Consider the following 17,256-nt stretch of genomic DNA (forward strand, 5'->3'; position numbering starts at 1 on the left):
GGCGGATCACCGCCGAGCGGCAGACGATGGCCAACGTGCCGTAACGAGTGGCAGGCTTGGGATGGGTGAGCCCGCGGTCAAGTCCCCGATGGCGAGAATCCCGTACCTCATGGACAGGTCCGCGGTCTCTGTCCACATTGGCTCGTTCATGCGCCCGCCCATCGCTGTCCCCGCCCAGCGATTGCCGGACGCCGCGATGGGGTAGGCGGCGAGCCCGGATGACGACGAATCATCCGGCCTGCGTATAACGGCTTGTACTGAGACGAAAACCGAGACGGCGGGGTCTCTCCACCCGGAGAAGCCCCGCCGTCTCGCTGGTCGAACCAATTGCCTGAGTCGGGATGACAGGATTTGAACCTGCGACCCTCCGCTCCCAAAGCGGATGCGCTACCAAGCTGCGCCACATCCCGATGCCCGCCACCCGCCGGAACGTGGTCCGGAGGGGGTGTGCGGCACCAGCCTAGCCCTCACGCTAAGCTGGGCCAGCCTCCGGGTCCACTGGGTCCCCGAGGGGCGCTGCGGGTGTAGCTCAATGGTAGAGCCCTAGTCTTCCAAACTAGCTACGCGGGTTCGATTCCCGTCACCCGCTCCATATCCGTTCACCTGCGAAGACGAGGCCGCGTCGGCCTCGAGGCGGGTCGCGATCACGTCCAGGAGCAGGTCGGTGTCCACCGGCTTGGTGATGTAGTCGTCGGCGCCCGAGGCGAGGGTGCGTTCGCGGTCCTCGGCGGTGGCCTTGGCTGTGACGGCAATCACGGGCAGGTCCTCGTGCGCAGCCTCGGCACGGATGGCCGCGATGGTGGCGTTGCCGTCGAGCTCGGGCATCATCACATCCATCAGCACCAACGCGGTGTCCTCGTGGCGTTCCAGGGCGCGGATGCCCGCGACGCCCGTGTCGGCGTAGATCACCTCGAGGCCGGCCTGTTCGAGCACCGCGGCGAGGGCGAAGACGTTGCGCAGGTCGTCGTCGACGATGAGGACCTTCTCGCCGTTGAAGCGCTTCGGGGCGCTGTCCGGTTCGGTCACGGTGATCGTGCTCGGCAGGACCGGAAGCTTCGGCTTGGGCCGCACCGGGACGGCGGGCGCGATGAGGTTCGCGGCGCCCACGGGCAGGTACAGCGTGAACGTGCTGCCCTTGCCTGGTTCGCTGCGCACCCGCAGTTCGCCGCCGATGAGTTCCGTGAGCTGCTGGCTGATCGAGAGCCCGAGGCCGGTGCCGCCGTACTTGCGGCTGGTGGTGCCGTCGGCCTGGCGGAACGCGTCGAAGATGATCGCCAGCTTCTCCTCGGGGATGCCGATGCCGGTGTCCTCCACGGCGAACGCGATGATCCCCGCCGCCGACTGCAGCGCCTCCTGCTCGACCTCCTCGGCCGACGCCATGCGGATGTGCAGCCGCACGCCGCCCTCGTCGGTGAACTTGGCGGCGTTGGACAGCAAGTTGCGCAGCACCTGCTGCAACCGGTGTTCGTCGGTGTGCACGCTGCCGGGCACGGGCGGATCGATGCGGACCGCGAACTCCAGCCCCTTGTCCGCGGTGAGCGGGCGGCACAGGGACTCGACGTAGTTCACGAGCTCCGGCAGCGTCACGTCCGACATCTGCAGGTCCATGCGCCCGGCCTCGACCTTCGCGAGGTCGAGGATGTCGTTGATCAGCTGCTGCAGGTCGCTGCCCGCCGCGTAGATCGTGCGGGCGAACTGGATCTGCTTCTCCGTGAGGTTGCCCTCCGGGTTCTCCGACAGCAGCTTCGCGAGGATCAGCGCGCTGTTGAGCGGAGTTCGCAGCTCGTGCGACATGTTCGCCATGAACTCGGTCTTGTACTGCGACGCCACGGTGAGCTGCCCGGCGCGCTCCTCCAGCTCCTGGCGCGCCTGCTCGATCTCGATGTTCTTGACCTCGATGTCGCGGTTCTGCTGGGCCAGCAGCGCCGCCTTCTCGGCCAACTCCGTGTTGGAGCGCCGCAGCTCGCCCTGCTGCGCCTGCAGCTGCTCCGACCGCGCGCGCAGCTCCTGGGCCAGCCGCTGCGATTCGGTCAGCAGCGCCTCGGTGCGCGAGTTCGACAGGATCGTGTTCACGTTGACGCCGATGGTGTGGCGCAGCTGCTCCAGCAGATCCAGGTGCACGGCGGAGAACTCGTTGACCGAGGCCAGTTCCAGCACCCCGAGCACCTCGCCCTGGAACAGCACGGGCAGCACGATCACGTTCACCGGCGGCGCCGAGCCGAGGCCCGAGGACACCAGCGCGTACTCCGGCGGCGCCTCGCGCACGAGAATCGTCTGCCGGTCGACGGCGGCCTGCCCGATCAGCGACTCGCCGAGCGTGAACCGCAGCCCCGCGCGCGACTGCGCGAGCCCGTAGGCGGCGATGCAGTCGAGCACCTTGCGGTCGGGGTCGCTGCCGTCGTCGTGGGCGAGGAAAAACGCGCCCTGCTGGGCGCTCACCAGCGGCGCCAGCTCCGACAGGATGAGCGTGGCCACGGAAGCGAGGTCGCGGTGGCCCTGCATCCGCCCGCCGAGGCGCGCGAGGTTGGTCTTCAGCCAGTCCTGCTCGCGGTTCGCCGATGTCGTCGACTTCAGGTTCGCGATCATCTGGTTGATGTTGTCCTTAAGGTCCGCCAGCTCACCGGACGCGTCCACGGTGATGTGGCGGGTCAGGTCGCCCGCGGTCACGGCCGTGGCGACCTGGCCGATGGCGCGCACCTGCGTGGTGAGGTTGCCGGCCAGCTGGTTCACGCTCTCCGTGAGCCGCTTCCACGTGCCGGATACGCCTTCGACCTCGGCCTGGCCACCGAGCTTGCCCTCGGTGCCGACTTCGCGCGCGACACGCGTGACCTCCGACGCGAACGCGGAGAGCTGGTCGACCATCGTGTTCATCGTGGTCTTGAGCTCCAGGATCTCGCCGCGCGCGTCGACGTCGATCTTGCGCGAGAGGTCCCCTCGCGCGACCGCCGTGGTCACCTGCGAGATGTTGCGCACCTGGCTGGTCAGGTTGTGCGCCATGAAGTTGACGTTCTCGGTGAGGTCCTTCCACGTGCCGGCCACGCCGGGCACGCGCGCCTGGCCGCCGAGGATGCCTTCCGTGCCGACCTCGCGCGCCACGCGCGTGACCTCGTCGGCGAACGCGCGCAGCGTCTCGACCATGCTGTTCAGCGTGGCCGCGAGCGCCGCGACCTCACCGGCGGCGTCGATGGAGATCTTCTTCGACAGGTCGCCGTTGGCCACCGCACTCGCCATGGTCGCGATGCTGCGGACCTGCTCGGTGAGGTTGTCGGCCATGCCGTTGACGTTGTCGGTGAGGTCCTTCCACGTGCCGGCCACGCCGGGCACGCGCGCCTGGCCGCCGAGCTTGCCCTCGGTGCCGACCTCGCGGGACACCCGCGTGACCTCGTCGGCGAACGCGGAAAGCTGGTCCACCATCGTGTTCAGCGTGTTCTTGAGCTCCAGGATCTCGCCGCGCGCGTCGACGCTGATCTTCTGCGTCAGGTCGCCCTTCGCCACCGCGGAGGTGACCTGCGAGATGTTCCGCACCTGGTCGGTGAGGTTGTTGGCCATGAAGTTGACGTTGTCGGTGAGGTCCTTCCACGTGCCGGCCACGCCGGGCACGGTCGCCTGACCGCCGAGCTTCCCCTCGGTACCGACCTCGCGCGCGACTCGCGTGACCTCGTCGGCGAACGCGGAAAGCTGGTCCACCATCGTGTTCAGCGTGGTCTTCAGCTCGAGGATCTCGCCGCGGGCGTCCACCGCGATCTTCTTGGTCAGGTCGCCGCGCGCGACGGCCGTGGCCACCTGCGCGATGTTACGGACCTGTGCGGTGAGGTTGTTGGCCATGAAGTTCACGGACCCGGTCAGGTCGCGCCAGATGCCGGCGACGCCGGGGACCTGTGCCTGGCCGCCCAGCATGCCTTCTGTGCCGACTTCGCGCGCCACGCGCGTGACCTCGTCGGCGAAGGCGGAGAGCTGGTCGACCATCGTGTTCATCGTCGTCTTGAGCTCGAGGATCTCGCCGCGCGCGTCGACGGTGATCTTCTGCGTCAGGTCGCCCTTCGCCACGGCGGTGGTCACGTGGGAGATGTTGCGGACCTGGTCGGTGAGGTTGTCGGCCATCTGGTTGACCGAGTCGGTGAGGTTGCGCCAGGTGCCGGCCGCGCCCGGCACCTCGGCCTGGCCGCCGAGCCGGCCGTCGCTGCCGACCTCGCGGGCGACGCGGGTGACCTCGTCGGCGAAGGCGGAGAGCTGGTCGACCATCGTGTTGAGCGTGGTCTTGAGCTGCAGGATCTCGCCGCGGGCGTCGACGTCGATCTTCTTGGTCAGGTCGCCCGCCGCGACCGCCGTGGCGACCTGCGAGATGTTGCGGACCTGGTCGGTGAGGTTGTCGGCCATCAGGTTCACCGAGTCGGTGAGGTCGCGCCAGGTGCCGGCGACGCCGGGCACCCGGGCCTGGCCGCCGAGGCGGCCCTCGCTGCCGACCTCGCGCGAGACGCGCGTGACCTCGTCGGCGAACGCGGAGAGCTGGTCGACCATGGTGTTGATGGTGGTCTTGAGCTCGAGGATCTCGCCGCGGGCGTCGACGTCGATCTTCTTGGTCAGGTCGCCGCGCGCCACGGCCGTGGTGACCTGGGCGATGTTGCGGACCTGCTCGGTGAGGTTGTCGGCGAGGAAGTTCACGGAGTCGGTGAGGTCGCGCCAGGTGCCGGCCACGCCGGGGACCTCGGCCTGACCGCCCAGGCGGCCCTCGCCGGCGATCTCGCGCGAGAGGCGGATCACTTCGGCGGCGAAGCGCGAAAGCTGGGCGAGCAGGCCGTTCACGGTCTTCGCGAGGTCGGCGTACTGGCCCTGCAGCGGCTTGCCGTCCAGCTGCAGCGCCATCGGCTGCGACAGGTCGCCCTCGGCCACGGCGCCGAGCACCCGGTCGAGCTCCACCACGGGCTTGCTGACGTCCTCGATGAGCCCGTTGACGGTCTCGACGGCGGTGGTCCAACCACCGGGGCCGATCTCCGCGCGCACGCGCTCGGTGAGCCGGCCCTCCTGCCCGACGGCGCCGCGCACGCGCATGAGTTCCGTCACGAGCCGCTGGTTGCGCTCGGCGATGTCGTTGAACGCGCCCGCGAGCTGAGCTGCGATCCCGTCGCCGCTCGCCACGAGCCGACGGCGGAAGTTGCCTTCGCCGAGGTCACGGACGGCGGCCAGGAGCCGCTCCAGCGCGGCCGCCTCACCGGCGGGGATGCCCGTGCCACCGGTGATCTCGTCCCGCTCGGAACCGGTTGTCATGTGTGCCGACCCTCTCCACCACGCGTGTGCCAGCCATGGTCGTCGACCCAGCGTGCCACGGTTCGCCCTACACTTCGAGCCAGTCCGCCCGCTCACGCTGTGCCAACCTTGTACTGACGACAAGTCGGTCGACCCGGAGGCAGGAGGTTCGTGCATGGTGTCACGGCCCGCTCCGGCGTCGGCCCTGCCACCCGGCGCCGAGCTGCCCGAGTACGGGGGGTTCTGGCGTTCGGTGCTCGAAGACGTGCGGGACCCCGTGTTCGTCCAGGACCCGGCCGGCGCTGTGCGCTGGGCCAACGCGGCCGCGCGCACGCTGGCCGCCGAAGGCCCGCCCGTGCTCGACACCGTGACGGAGACCACCGGCCGCATCGACCTCGGCGACGTCCGCCGCGCCGCGCACGTGCGTGCGCTGCCCGAGGGCTGGCGCGTGTGGACCGTGGTCGACGACAGTCCTCGCCGTCCTGAGGAGTTCCTCGCGGAAGCCGGTCCGAAACTCGCGGCGGCCCGCGGCCGCCACGGCACGGCGCGCGTGATCGCCGAGCTGGCCGCGTCGGCGCTGGGCGACTGCGTGTTCGTGCTGCTGCCCACCACCCGCGGCCGCTGGGAGTGGTGGAGCTGCGAGGACCACGGCGCGCCCGGCCACGGCCGCATCCGGCGGGTGCCGGCGCAGCACGCGCCGGCCGTGGCCGAGACCTTCGCGGCCGTCGGCCCGCCCGAGGTGCGCGTGGTGCCGGCCGCGGAGGTGGCGACGATGCCCGCCGCGGTGGCCGAGCGATTCTCCGGCCACGCCGAGGTTTCGGTGGTGTCGCTGGGCGTCGACGAGGGCGGCGTCACGGGCGCGGTGCTGATCGGGCGGCGCTCGGAACCGGCGTTCGGCGCCGGGCAGCCGCGGGCGATCGAGGCGTTCGCCACGGCCGCGGGCACGGCGCTGGCCAACGCGCAGCGCTACGCGCGTCAGGAAGAAGCGACGCGCGGCCTGGAGACCACGCTGAAGCCGACCCCGCCGGCCGAGGTCGAGGGCGCCACCTTCGAGCTCTGGTACGAGCCGGCCGGCGGCGTTCTCGGGGTGGGCGGAGACTTCTACGACGTGCTCGCCCGCGACGACGGCAGCGCGTTCGTGGTGGTCGGCGACATCTGCGGCAAGGGCGCCGAGGCGGCCGCGCTCACCGGCCGCGTGCGGCATTCGCTGGCCGCGCTGCAGCTCGTGGAACGAGACGGGCGCACGATGCTGCGCCTGCTCAACGAACTGCTCATCGCCGGCGGCTCCAACCGCTTCGCGACGCTCGTGCTCGGCTCGGTGGTGCCGGCGGAATCGGGGCTCGACGTCACGCTCGCCTCGGGCGGGCATCCGGCGCCGCTCGTGCTGCGCCGCGACGGCGGGGTCGAGGAGGTGAGCGTGCCGGGCACGCTCGTCGGGATCTCGCCGCAGGCCCGCTTCGCCGAGGCGACGGTGCACCTCGACGAGGGCGACGTCTGCCTGCTCTACACCGACGGCGTCACGGAAGCGCGCAACCGCACGGAATCGGCCGAGCTGTTCGGCGACGAGCGGTTCCACAGCGTCCTCGCCGACTGCGTCGGGCTGCCCGCGCACCGGGTCGTCGCGCGGCTGCGCGAGGCCGTGCGCGCGTGGCTGGGCAACTCCGGCCACGACGACATCGCCGTGCTCGCGATCGAAGCCGCGGCGCGCGCGGATTGAGCGGTCCGCCACGCGGGTAGCCGGGGACCAGTCACTTGGACCCGGATGGAGGGAAACCCGATGGGGAACGCACTTCAGGGCCGCAAGGTGGCCATCCTGGCCGCCGACGGCGTCGAGCAGGTGGAGCTGGAACAGCCGCGCAAGGCGGTCACCGCCGAAGGCGCGACGGCGGACCTGGTCTCGCTCGCCGACGGCGAGATCCAGGCCATGAACGGCGACATCGACAAGGGCGCCACGTTCCCGGTCGACCGGCTCGTCGCCGACGTCTCCGCGGACGACTACGACGCCCTCCTGCTGCCCGGCGGCACGATGAACCCCGACAACCTGCGCCGCGATCCGGCGGCCGTGCGGTTCGCGGGCGATTTCGTGCGCGCGGGCAAACCCGTCGGCGTGATCTGCCACGGACCGTGGACGCTCGTGGAGGCCGACGTTCTCCGCGGTCGCACGCTGACGTCGTTTCCCAGCGTGCGCACGGACATCCGCAACGCGGGCGGCACCGTCGTCGACGAAGAAGTGGTGGTGGACAACGGTCTCGTGTCCAGCCGGAACCCGGACGACCTGCCGGCCTTCTGCGCGAAGGTGATCGAGGAGTTCGCCGAGGGGCGCCACCCGGTCGGCTGAGGCTTGTCATCGACACGCGCAAAGCAGTGGCGCTCTTCCGGTCCGCGGGGGACCCTTGATGGGTCCGAGCCGTGCGATGCGGGAGGAGGTGACGCGATGACAGTGCATTCGAGGCGATACGGCCGGTGGTGCCGGGAGCACTTCGACACGCCCGCCCCTGCCGGGGACAAGGCCGTGAAGGAGGTTCAGGTTCCTCAGCCGGAACCTCCGGGGCCACCCGCGCCTCCGGCGCCGCGGAAGCCGAAGGGCTGAATTCCGCGCCGTCCGGGGGCAGGCGGGCAACCTGGGTGAGAGCCGGACGTCTGCCGATCATGAAATCCACCCGGTGCGCCGCCGTCGTCGCGGCCGCACTCGCCGTGCTGGCCCTCGTCCCTGCCTCCGCCACCGCCGCTCCTGCCGTTCCCGCCGGCTTCGCGCCCGCGTCCACGAGCTGGACCGGGCCGGAGCACGGCTTCGTGCTCGGCTACACCGACTGCGGCGAGCCGGGCTGGTGCCCGGTCCTGCTCGCCACGACCGACGGCGGCGCGCACTGGCGGCGGCTCGGCGCGCCGCCGATGTCGTTGCCGGACAACCACAACCACGTCCGGCTCGTCGCCGCGAGCACCGAGCACCTGTACGTCACCGACGGTTCCCGCATCCTCGCCACCCGCGACGGCGGCCGTCACTGGTTCACGGTCCTGGTCGCCGGCGGCGGGCAGCGGTACGTGTCGGCGCTGGCCGAGACGGGCGGGCGGATTTTCGCCGTGGTCACGAGCAATTCGTACGGCAACACCACGTCCGTGTACTCGGGCCCGGCGGGCGGGCCCGTGCTGGCGCCGCTGCCGGGGTTCGAGGTCACGGGCGGGATCACCTACGGCGATGTGGCCACCGCGGGCGGGGTGCAGATCGCGCTGGGCGCCGACTACCGCAGGGAGGAGTACTGGACTTCGCGGGACGGTGTCGTGTTCACGCCCGCTTCGCCGCCGTGCCCGTCGGGGACCACGGCGTCGCTGGGCGGGGTGCGGGCCGGACAGGTGATCGCGTTGTGCAGCAGCAGCCCGGGTTCACCGCAGCCGGGTTCGTCGGAGCGGCGGATGTGGCGCGCGCCGAGGCTGGGCGGCACGTTCAGCGGCACGGCCGACGCGCCGGCCGTCGGCATCACGCAGGGCTTCGGCGCGGCGACCGCCGACACCGCGACCGTCGCGGCCGAGGGCGGCGGCGACGGCTTCCTCCACCACACCACCGACGGCGGCCACACGTGGACCACCGCGGTGCTGTCTGATCGGGGCGTGGGGCTGTCGGATCTGGCCTTCGTGGGCGACGGCGTCGGCGTGGTCGTCGACGGCCTGCCGGACGCCGAGAGCGGCTCCGCTGTATATCGGACGACCGACGCCGGGAGCACGTGGGTAGAACTCTCGTTCTCCTGAGCGTTACTGCAGGTGGAGCAGGCTGCGGGGAGTGGGTTCCCGGGGTGAACCCGGTGTCGTACCCTGTGCACTGTCCGTGGCGCGAAGGGGGCAGTGGTGGTTTCGGGGACCTCGACGCGGTTCGACCACGACCGGCCCAGCCTGGCCCGCCTGTCCGACGCTCTGCTCGGCGGCTGCGACCACTACGAAGCCGACCGCGTGATGCTCCAGCGCCTGCTCGCCGTCGCCCCGGGCGCCCAGGCCATGGCGCGCGAGCACCGCGAATGGCTCATGCGCGTGGTCCGCCACCTCGCCGCCGACCGGGGCATCGACCAGTTCCTCGACCTCGGCTCCGGCATGCCCACGGCGGAGAACACCCACGAGGTCGCCCAGCGCCACAACCCCGACGCACGCGTGGTGTACGTCGACAACGACCCGGTCGTCCAGGTCCACGGCCGCGCCGTCCTGGAGACCAACGACCGCACCCACGTCTCCGGCGCCGACCTCACCGACCCCGGCGCCACCCTCGGTGACCCCATCGTCTACCGCCACCTCGACTTCGACCGCCCGATGGCCCTGCTGCTCTGCTCGATCGTCCACCACATCGACAACCTCGACCGCGCGCAGTTCATCGTGCGCAGCTACGTCGACCAGCTGGCCCCCGGCTCGTACCTGCTGCTCACCCACCACCACACACCCCCCGCGGACCCCCCTCGCCAGGCCCTGGCGCACCTCATCGACTCGACCTTCCAGGGCACGGGCCTCGGCACGGTGCACCGCTCGCGCGAGGAGATCGAGTCGTTTTTCACCGGGCTGGAGCTGCTGGAGCCGGGCCTGGGCCCGCTGCACGAGTGGTGGCCGGACGGTCCGAGGATGATTCCGTTGGGGGATCTGAACTACCTGACGTTGGGTGGCGTGGCGAGGAAGCCGGAGTCTTCCTGACGGTTTTCCCTGGCGTAGTGGACCACCGGCCAGACCTGGCCACCGACCTCCTTCGTGGGCGGGCCTTCGACGCGGCCGAAGCCGGCGTGCTCGGCCACCCGCCGCGAAGCGATGTTGTCGGCGTGCGTCCAGAGGCGGATCTCGGTGCCGGGCCACGCGGCGCTCACCCGGCGGCACAGCTCGGCGAGCGCGCGCCGTGCGACTCCGCGGCCTCGCGCGGAGGCTGCCACCCAGTAGCTGACCTCGGCGACGGCACCTCTGCGCTCCGCCGCGACGTTGGCCAGCCGTTCGCCGGACCCGGCGGCGATGGCGACGAAGCCGAGGGCGTTCTCGTTGTGGCGCAATGCCTCCAGCGCGCGCCGGAACTCCGCGACCGTCAGCGTCGCCCGTTCCGTGGTGAAGCGCAGCGTGTCGGGGTCTTGCACCTGCGCGACGTACCACGCCGCGTCGTCGGGCAGCCAGTCCCGCAGCTCGATCTCCATACCGCACCGTAGAACGAAAAACGGGCGGCTCCCACGTGGGAAGCCGCCCGTTTCAACACGATCTCACGCCACGTCGAACGTGTCCGGGTCCGGACCCGTGCGCAGGCCGCGGTCGAGCGCGGACAGGCTCGCCAGCTCGGCGTCGGTGAGGGTGAAGCCGAAGACGTCGAAGTTCTCGGCCACGCGGGAGGGTGTGACGGACTTCGGGATGACCACGTTGCCCAGCTGCAGGTGCCAGCGCAGCACGACCTGGGCCGGGGTGCGCCCGTGTGCGGCGGCGACGTCGGCGACGGCCTGCTCGCCCAGGAGGTCGCCGCCCTTGGCCAGCGGGCTCCAGGCCTCCGTGGCGATGCCGTGGTCGGCGTGGAAGGTGCGCAGTTCCTGCTGCACGAGGTACGGCGACAGCTCGATCTGGTTCACGGCCGGCACCACGCTGCCCTCGTCGAGTACGCGGCGCAGGTGCGCCGGCTGGAAGTTGGACACGCCGATGGCGCGCACGCGGCCGTCGGCGTAGAGCTTCTCCAGCGCCTTCCACGTGGCGACGTACTTGTCGCGCGCGGGCAGCGGCCAGTGGATGAGGTAGAGGTCGAGCCGGTCGAGGCCCAGGGCGGCGATGCTGGAGTCGAACGCGCGTAGCGTCTCGTCGTAGCCCTGGTCGCTGTTCCACAGCTTGGTGGTGATGAACAGCTCGTCGGCGGGGATGCCCGACTCGGCGAGGGCCTCGCCGACCGCGGCTTCGTTGCCGTACGCCGTGGCAGTGTCGATGCTGCGGTAGCCGGCGTCGAGGGCGGTCTTCACCGCGGCCTTCGTCTCGGCGGGCGGCACCTGGAAGACGCCGAAGCCGAGCTGTGGCATCTCGACGCCGTTGTTCAACTTGGTGACAGGAACGCTGGTCAACTCGAAAACCCTTCCATAGCAAAGAAACTTACGGAATGATCGCCGACGCGACCCCACCGTCGACGCGCAGCGCGCCCCCGGTGGTCGCGGCGGCCTGGTCGGAGGCGACGTAGGTGATGAGGTTCGCCACCTCCTCCGGGCGGATCAGGCGGCCCAGCAGGGAAGTCGGACGGTCGTGGGCCATGAACCGCCGCTCGGCCTCGGCGAAGTCGAGGTCCGGGTACAGACTGCTCACGAACTCGCGCACGCCCTCGGTGAGCGTGGGTCCGGGCAGCACGCTGTTGACGGTGACGCCCGTGCCGGCCACCTCCTGAGCCATCCCGCGGGACAACGCCAGCTGGGCCGTCTTCGTCATACCGTAGTGGACCATCTCGGTCGGCGGCTGGACCGCCGATTCACTGCTGACGAAGATCACCCGGCCCCACCCGCGATTCACCATCCTGGGTGCGTAGTGCCGCGTCAGGCGCACGCCCGAGAGCACGTTGACCTGGTAGATCCGCAGCCACTCGTCGTCGCTGATCTCGAACACCGGGATCGCCGCGAAGACGCCCGCGTTGTTCACCAGCACGTCCACGTCCGGCAGTTGCTCGATGACCGAAGCGACCCCGTCGGCCGTGCCGACGTCGGCGGCGATCCCGCGCACGCCCAGGCGCTTCGCGACCTCGTCGACGCGGTCGGCGTTGCGGCCGTTCACCACCACGTCGGCCCCGGCGGCGGCCAGCGCGGCGGCCGCGGCCTCGCCGATGCCGGCGGTGGACCCGGTGACCAGCGCGGTGCGCCCGCTCAGGTCGATGTTCATCGGGTGGATACCCCTTCCTGCGTTCGCGAGTACAGTGACAGCAGACGATTACGAGCGTCGGCAATACTTGCACACGCGGTTATTTGCACACGCTCGATACTGCCTGAAGGGCGAACCACCCGCAACCGCGGGGGTCGGCGAGAAGGGGTGAACCGTGTCACTGGCTGACGACGCCGTGGAGGCCCGGGCGCAGGGCTGGCGCACTCTGGCCGCGTTGCACGCGCGCATCGAAGACCGGTTGCAGCGCGCGCTGGAGCGCGACCATGAGCTGTCGGTGAGCGAGTACACCGTGCTCGACGTGCTCGCCCGCCAGGACGGCTTCCACCTGCGGATGAACCAGCTGGCCAACGCCGTGGTGCTGAGCCAGTCGGCCACCACCCGCCTGGTCACGCGACTCGAGGACCGCGGCCTGCTGTCGCGTTACCTCTGCCCGACGGACCGGCGCGGCATCTACACCGAGGTGACCGTCGCGGGCCGCGAGCTGCTGGACGCGGCCCGCCCGACGCACGACGCCACACTGTCGGCCGCGCTCGCCGAGGCCGAGGAGCTGCCGGAACTGGCGCCCCTCGTCGGCGCGCTGGGGTCGCTCGCCTTCGCGAAGCAGTAACGCAGCGTCACCATCCGGCTGGGGCCCTCCGAGGACCTTCGGCCCTAGGCGGGAGCGGTTCCAGGCGTGACGCTGAACCGGGAAAACTCCCGGAAGCCGGGTGGCGAAATGACGGAAAACGCTCGTACCACGGAAGAAGCTCCCGCCGGAATACTCGAGCGCCTCGGCCGCTGGTGTGCCGGGCACCCGTGGCCGGTGATCGTCGTCTGGATCCTGGTGCTGGCCGGCGCGACGGTGGCCAACAACCTCGTGGGGGGCACGTACAGTGACGACTTCAGCCTGCCCGACGCCGAGTCCGGCCGCGGCAGCGCCGTGCTCGCCGAGCACGGCATCGTCGGCGGTTCCAACAGCGCGCGCCTGGTCTTCACCACCGACTCCGGCACGCTGAGCAGCCAGAGCGCGGCCATCGAGCAGGCCGCGGCGCAGGTTCGCGCCGTGCCCCACGTCGTGTCGCTGTCCGACCCGCTCGCGCCGGGCACCACCGCGCCCGACGGCCGCGTCGCCTTCGCCAACATCCAGTTCGACGACAAGCCCGCCACGCTCGGCACCGGCCTCGTCGACGGCATCGACAAGGCCACCGACCCCGTCCGAGCGGCCGGCGTCCAGGTCGACTACAGCGGCGCGCTCGGCAAGGCGGCCGAACCCGGCGCGGGCGACCTGCGCTCGGAGTCCGTGGGCATCATCGTCGCGATCCTGGTGCTGCTGCTGGCTTTCGGCAGCGTCATCGCCGCCGGCCTGCCCATCGTCACGTCGGTGATCGGCGTCGCCACGGGTCTCGGCATCCTCGGCTTGCTGGCGGCCGCGATCAGCTTCGCCACGGCGTCGCCGACGCTCGCGATCATGATCGGCCTCGGCGTCGGCATCGACTACGCCCTCTTCCTCACCACGCGCTTCCGCCAGCACCTGCTCGACGGCGCCGATCCGGTCACGGCCGCCGGCCGCACCGTCGCGACGAGCGGCCGTTCGGTGCTCATCGCCGCGACGACAGTGGTCATCGCGCTGATGGGCCTGTTCACCGTGGGCGTCGCGTTCATCGGCAAGCTCGGCCTGGCCGCCGCGATCACGGTGGTCGTGGCCGGCATCGCGGCGACCACGCTCGTGCCCGCGCTGCTCGGCCTGTCCGGACGGCGGATCGACCGCTGGCACGTGCGCAAGCCCGTGGCCGAGCAGTCGGCCGACGGCAAGGAAAGCGCCTGGCACCGCTACGCCGTGCGCATCGACCGCCATCCCTGGCGCTACCTCGGCGGCGGCGTGCTGGTGGCCGCCGTGCTCGCCATCCCCGCGTTCTCCATGCAGCTCGGCCACATCGACGAGGGCGCCGACCCCGCCGGGACCACCACGCGCCAGGCCTACGACGCCATCAGCAGCGGCTTCGGCCCGGGCGCCAACGGCCAGTTCACCGTCGTCGTGGAATCCTCCGACGCCGCCTTGGGTTCGACCGTGCAGCAGGCCCTGGCCAAAACCCCCGGCGTCGCCTCGGCCACTCCGATGACCCCCAGCCCGGACGGCGCGGTGATCCTGTCCACCGTCACGCCCACCACCGGCCCGCAGGACGCCGCCACCGACGAGCTCCTCGCCACCCTGCGCACCCAGACCCTGCCCCCGGCGCTGGCCGGTGCGACCAGCTACGTCACCGGCATGACGGCGGGCCAGCTCGACTTCCGCGACATCGTGGCCGCCCGCCTGCCCACGATCATCGGCGTTGTGGTGGCGGCCGCGTTCGTGTTGCTGTTGCTGTCTTTCCGCAGCCCGGTGCTGGCGTTGAAGGCCGCATTGCTGAACCTGCTGTCCATCGCCGCTTCGTATGGCGTGATCGTCGCGGTGTTCCAATGGGGCTGGGGCGGGGCGCTGCTGGGGGTGCACGAGAAGGTGCCCATCGAGTCCTACGTGCCGATGATCATGTTCGCCATCGTGTTCGGCCTGTCGATGGACTACGAGGTGTTCCTCCTCTCGCGGGTGCACGAGGCCTGGCTGCGGACGAAGGACAACCACGCGAGCGTGGCCGATGGCCTCGCCGTGACCGCCCGGGTGATCTCTTCGGCCGCGGTGATCATGGTGTGCGTGTTCTTCGCGTTCCTGGCTTCGCCGAACGTGGTGATCAAGATCCTGGCCCTGGGCCTCGGCGTCAGCGTCCTGATCGATGCGACGATCATCCGGCTCATCATCGTGCCGGCGGCGATGTTCCTGCTGGGGAAGCACAGTTGGTGGCTGCCGCCTTGGCTGGACCGGTTGTTGCCGCACCTGGAGCCGGAGCCGGAGGGGGTGCCGGAGGTGCCGTCGCCGGTGCCTTCGTCGTCGCCTTCACCTTCGCCTTCGCCGGAGTCGACACCGTCCACTTAGGCCGGTTTGCCGAAGCTGCTGAACCAGTAGACGGCGTTCTGGCTGCGGATCTGCCCGTCCGTGGTCCGGACGGCGGAGAAGTCGGCGGTGTAGGAGGTGCCGTCGGCGCGGGTGCCGCGGATGTGCAGCACCTCGGCTCCCTGGATGGTGCCGTTGTCCGGTTGGCTGCGCGCGCCCTCCACCGCGGGCGGCGCGGGGGAGGGCGCGACGTGCGAGATATCAGCCCGATCCAGCACCTTCTGGCAGGCGCTCACATCTTGTGCGACGGTCTGGCACAGGCCCGCGTAGTCGTGAGCCCGGGCGAAGCCGGTTGCCTGGCTCAGCAGGGCTTCGGCCTCGCCTCGGGTCGGCACGGGCAATGTCCGAGTGTCGGTGATCTGCCGGCCGAGCCACACGGTGGGAGTGCCGGAGATGACCAGGAGGCCGGCGCAGAGGACCAGTCCTGCGCCGCAGAGCCACAGCACGGTTCGGCGTCGACTGACCACGGCTGACCCCCTGGTTCGCTGGCCTCTCACCCGCGCGGACGGCTGGATTTTACCCGAAGGGCCGACCGACGCCCTGAACCGTCCACTTAGGTCTCCTACGGCCGCAACCGGTGCAGGTCTCGGGGAAACAACGTCGTACCACGGATGTTGGGCACCTTCAACACTCGCGCGACCCAGCGTTCGAGGCCGATGGCGAAGCCGCCGTGGGGTGGCATGCCGTGGGCGAAGGTGGCGAGGTAGTCGTGGTACTGGTCGGCGTCGGGGCCCAGGGCGGCGAGGTAGTCGGCGTAGCGGTGCAGCCGTTGGCCGCCCGTGACGAGTTCCAGGCCGCGGAAGAGAAGGTCGAAGCTGTTGGACAGGCCCGGGTGCCCTGGGTCCGGGTGGGTGTAGAAGGGGCGTTTGGCCATGGGGTAGCCGGTGACGAAGAGGAACTCCGAATTGTGGTTGTCCAGGGCCCATTCGCCGAGGCGGCGTTCGTCTTCGGGGGAGAGGTCGGGTTCGGTGCTGTGCAGGATCTCTTGCGCCGCGGGATAGGAGACACTCGGGATCTCGGCAGGGACGTGCGGCGCCTCAGGCCCCACGGCGGCGGCCATTTCCGCGACGACATCCCGCAGCACAGCCATCACGTCACGGTGGTCGGTGATGAAGCCGAGTTCCGCGTCCAGGCTGGTGTACTGCGCGAGGTGGCGCGCGGTGTCGTGGGGTTCGGCGCGGAAGACGGGGCCGACTTCGTACACGCGCTCGAAGACACCGACCAACGCCTGTTTGAAGAACTGCGGCGACTGGGCGAGGTAAGCCGGTTTACCGAAGTAGTCGAGCTGGAAGACATTGGCGCCGGATTCCGTGCTGGTGGCCACGATCTTGGGCGTGTGCACCTCGGTGAAGCCGCGGCTGTCGAGCGCACGCCGGAACGCCGCGACGCTGCGCGCCGCGATCTCGTGGCGCCGCTTCAGCTCGGGATGCCGGAGTGCGACGGCCGCGTTGTCCAGCACGGTCGGCAATGCCGCCGGGATCGTCGGCCGGTAGAGGTCGAACGGCGGCCGTTTCTCAGGTTTGGCAAGGACTTTGACGGTCGCTTCCGCGATCTCGATTCCGCCGGGTGCCTGCTTGTTGGCGACGACCCGCCCGGTGATCTCGACGACGGTTTCTTCGCTCAGCTGCGGGATTTCGGTGCTGTCGGGGGACTTGTCCACACCCGAGCCGAGTTGTGGACAACTCGGGCCTGATTCGGCTTGGCCCCCGTTTTTGTCGGGGGTGGGCGATAGAATGGAGACGGGGACGCCCCCCAGGGAGGGCGGGGGCGTGTTCGGGTCGGGGTGAGGGGGCGGGGGTGTGTTCGGGCTGGGGTGAGGTGGCGCATTGAAAACCACCTGAGCCAATCCCGTCCGGTCCCGGATCACCAGGAACGTCACGGACTTCAGGCTGCGCCGGCGGTGGAGCCAGCCGGCGATGGTCACGGTGGCGCCGGCGTGGGCGGGCAGGTCGGCGACCAGGGTGCGAGGGGACATCCACTCTCCTTGAGTGAACTCGGCGAACCCTTGGGGGTGCGGGCGAGAAGGGAGCTCGCGGTACCACCGCACCTTCGCCGCCGATGGGGAAACCGGCGGCCTCGAGAAAGCTGAGCCCGGTGTCGGGGGCCGGCCGGCGGGGCATTGCCTCCCCGCTGCTCGGGAGTGTCTTCGCGGCGGGGGCGCGGCGCCGCCTCTCAGCGATGGCGGCTCTCTGTGGGCGCGGGAC

At 70.6% G+C, this 17,256-nt stretch carries 12 protein-coding genes and 2 tRNA genes; 7 read left to right on the forward strand and 7 right to left on the reverse strand.

All coding sequences use genetic code 11. The features are described from left to right. Nucleotides 1-336: 336 nt before the first annotated feature. Nucleotides 337-410: transfer RNA gene (locus tag ACFY1H_RS43010), tRNA-Pro, on the reverse strand. Between the two features lie 108 nt (nucleotides 411-518). On the opposite strand from ACFY1H_RS43010, the gene ACFY1H_RS43015 reads away from it, so the two are divergent. Further along, a tRNA-Gly gene (locus tag ACFY1H_RS43015) sits at nucleotides 519-592 on the forward strand. On the opposite strand, the gene ACFY1H_RS43020 is transcribed toward ACFY1H_RS43015, so the two are convergent. Further along, nucleotides 544-5,265, reverse strand: coding sequence for a HAMP domain-containing protein (locus ACFY1H_RS43020; RefSeq protein WP_386955981.1), 4,722 nt, complete (start codon nucleotides 5,263-5,265; stop codon nucleotides 544-546). The two genes, ACFY1H_RS43015 and ACFY1H_RS43020, sit on opposite strands and share 49 nt — an antisense overlap. 154 nt (nucleotides 5,266-5,419) lie before the next feature. Here ACFY1H_RS43020 and ACFY1H_RS43025 point away from each other — a divergent pair, with 154 nt between their 5' ends. From ACFY1H_RS43025 to ACFY1H_RS43040, 4 genes are all read left to right on the forward strand, one after another. Then, nucleotides 5,420-6,961 (forward strand): PP2C family protein-serine/threonine phosphatase, encoded by a 1,542-nt coding sequence (locus ACFY1H_RS43025; RefSeq protein ID WP_386955925.1) that lies wholly within the window; start codon nucleotides 5,420-5,422, stop codon nucleotides 6,959-6,961. A gap of 60 nt (nucleotides 6,962-7,021) precedes the next feature. Further along, nucleotides 7,022-7,582 (forward strand): type 1 glutamine amidotransferase domain-containing protein, encoded by a 561-nt coding sequence (locus tag ACFY1H_RS43030; protein WP_366586523.1) that lies wholly within the window; start codon nucleotides 7,022-7,024, stop codon nucleotides 7,580-7,582. 311 nt (nucleotides 7,583-7,893) lie between these two features. After that, nucleotides 7,894-8,988: a WD40/YVTN/BNR-like repeat-containing protein gene (locus tag ACFY1H_RS43035; protein ID WP_386955926.1), complete on the forward strand. Its 1,095-nt coding sequence runs from the start codon at nucleotides 7,894-7,896 to the stop codon at nucleotides 8,986-8,988. A 96-nt stretch (nucleotides 8,989-9,084) separates the two neighbouring features. Further along, nucleotides 9,085-9,909 carry an SAM-dependent methyltransferase gene (locus ACFY1H_RS43040; RefSeq protein ID WP_386955927.1) on the forward strand — a complete coding sequence of 275 codons (825 nt, stop codon included), beginning with the start codon at nucleotides 9,085-9,087 and terminating at the stop codon, nucleotides 9,907-9,909. Here the strand turns inward: ACFY1H_RS43040 and ACFY1H_RS43045 are convergent. The 3 genes from ACFY1H_RS43045 to ACFY1H_RS43055 form a co-directional block, all read right to left on the reverse strand. Next, nucleotides 9,864-10,391, reverse strand: a complete 528-nt coding sequence (locus ACFY1H_RS43045; RefSeq protein WP_386955929.1) for a GNAT family N-acetyltransferase — start codon at nucleotides 10,389-10,391, stop codon at nucleotides 9,864-9,866. The two genes, ACFY1H_RS43040 and ACFY1H_RS43045, sit on opposite strands and share 46 nt — an antisense overlap. A gap of 63 nt (nucleotides 10,392-10,454) precedes the next feature. Next, on the reverse strand, nucleotides 10,455-11,288 hold the full coding sequence (locus ACFY1H_RS43050) for an aldo/keto reductase (RefSeq protein ID WP_386955931.1): 834 nt from the start codon (nucleotides 11,286-11,288) through the stop codon (nucleotides 10,455-10,457). A 28-nt stretch (nucleotides 11,289-11,316) separates the two neighbouring features. After that, the gene (locus tag ACFY1H_RS43055) at nucleotides 11,317-12,087 is read right to left on the reverse strand and encodes an SDR family NAD(P)-dependent oxidoreductase (RefSeq protein WP_386955932.1); all 771 of its coding nucleotides are present in this window, start codon (nucleotides 12,085-12,087) and stop codon (nucleotides 11,317-11,319) included. A gap of 154 nt (nucleotides 12,088-12,241) precedes the next feature. On the opposite strand from ACFY1H_RS43055, the gene ACFY1H_RS43060 reads away from it, so the two are divergent. Together ACFY1H_RS43060 and ACFY1H_RS43065 are read left to right on the forward strand one after the other, a co-directional pair. Continuing rightward, nucleotides 12,242-12,694 carry a MarR family winged helix-turn-helix transcriptional regulator gene (locus ACFY1H_RS43060; protein ID WP_386955933.1) on the forward strand — a complete coding sequence of 151 codons (453 nt, stop codon included), beginning with the start codon at nucleotides 12,242-12,244 and terminating at the stop codon, nucleotides 12,692-12,694. A 108-nt stretch (nucleotides 12,695-12,802) separates the two neighbouring features. Beyond that, nucleotides 12,803-15,034, forward strand: a complete 2,232-nt coding sequence (locus ACFY1H_RS43065) for an MMPL family transporter (protein WP_386955934.1) — start codon at nucleotides 12,803-12,805, stop codon at nucleotides 15,032-15,034. On the opposite strand, the gene ACFY1H_RS43070 is transcribed toward ACFY1H_RS43065, so the two are convergent. Both ACFY1H_RS43070 and aspS read right to left on the reverse strand, forming a co-directional pair. Further along, nucleotides 15,031-15,519, reverse strand: a complete 489-nt coding sequence (locus ACFY1H_RS43070; protein WP_386955935.1) for a hypothetical protein — start codon at nucleotides 15,517-15,519, stop codon at nucleotides 15,031-15,033. The two genes, ACFY1H_RS43065 and ACFY1H_RS43070, sit on opposite strands and share 4 nt — an antisense overlap. Before the next feature lie 95 nt (nucleotides 15,520-15,614). Further along, a complete protein-coding gene (aspS, locus tag ACFY1H_RS43075) occupies nucleotides 15,615-17,027 on the reverse strand; it encodes an aspartate--tRNA(Asn) ligase (RefSeq protein ID WP_386955936.1) in 1,413 nt (470 codons plus the stop codon). Nucleotides 17,028-17,256 lie beyond the last annotated feature (229 nt).

The organism is Amycolatopsis sp. NPDC001319, assembly GCF_042896185.1.
Classification (GTDB): domain Bacteria; phylum Actinomycetota; class Actinomycetes; order Mycobacteriales; family Pseudonocardiaceae; genus Amycolatopsis.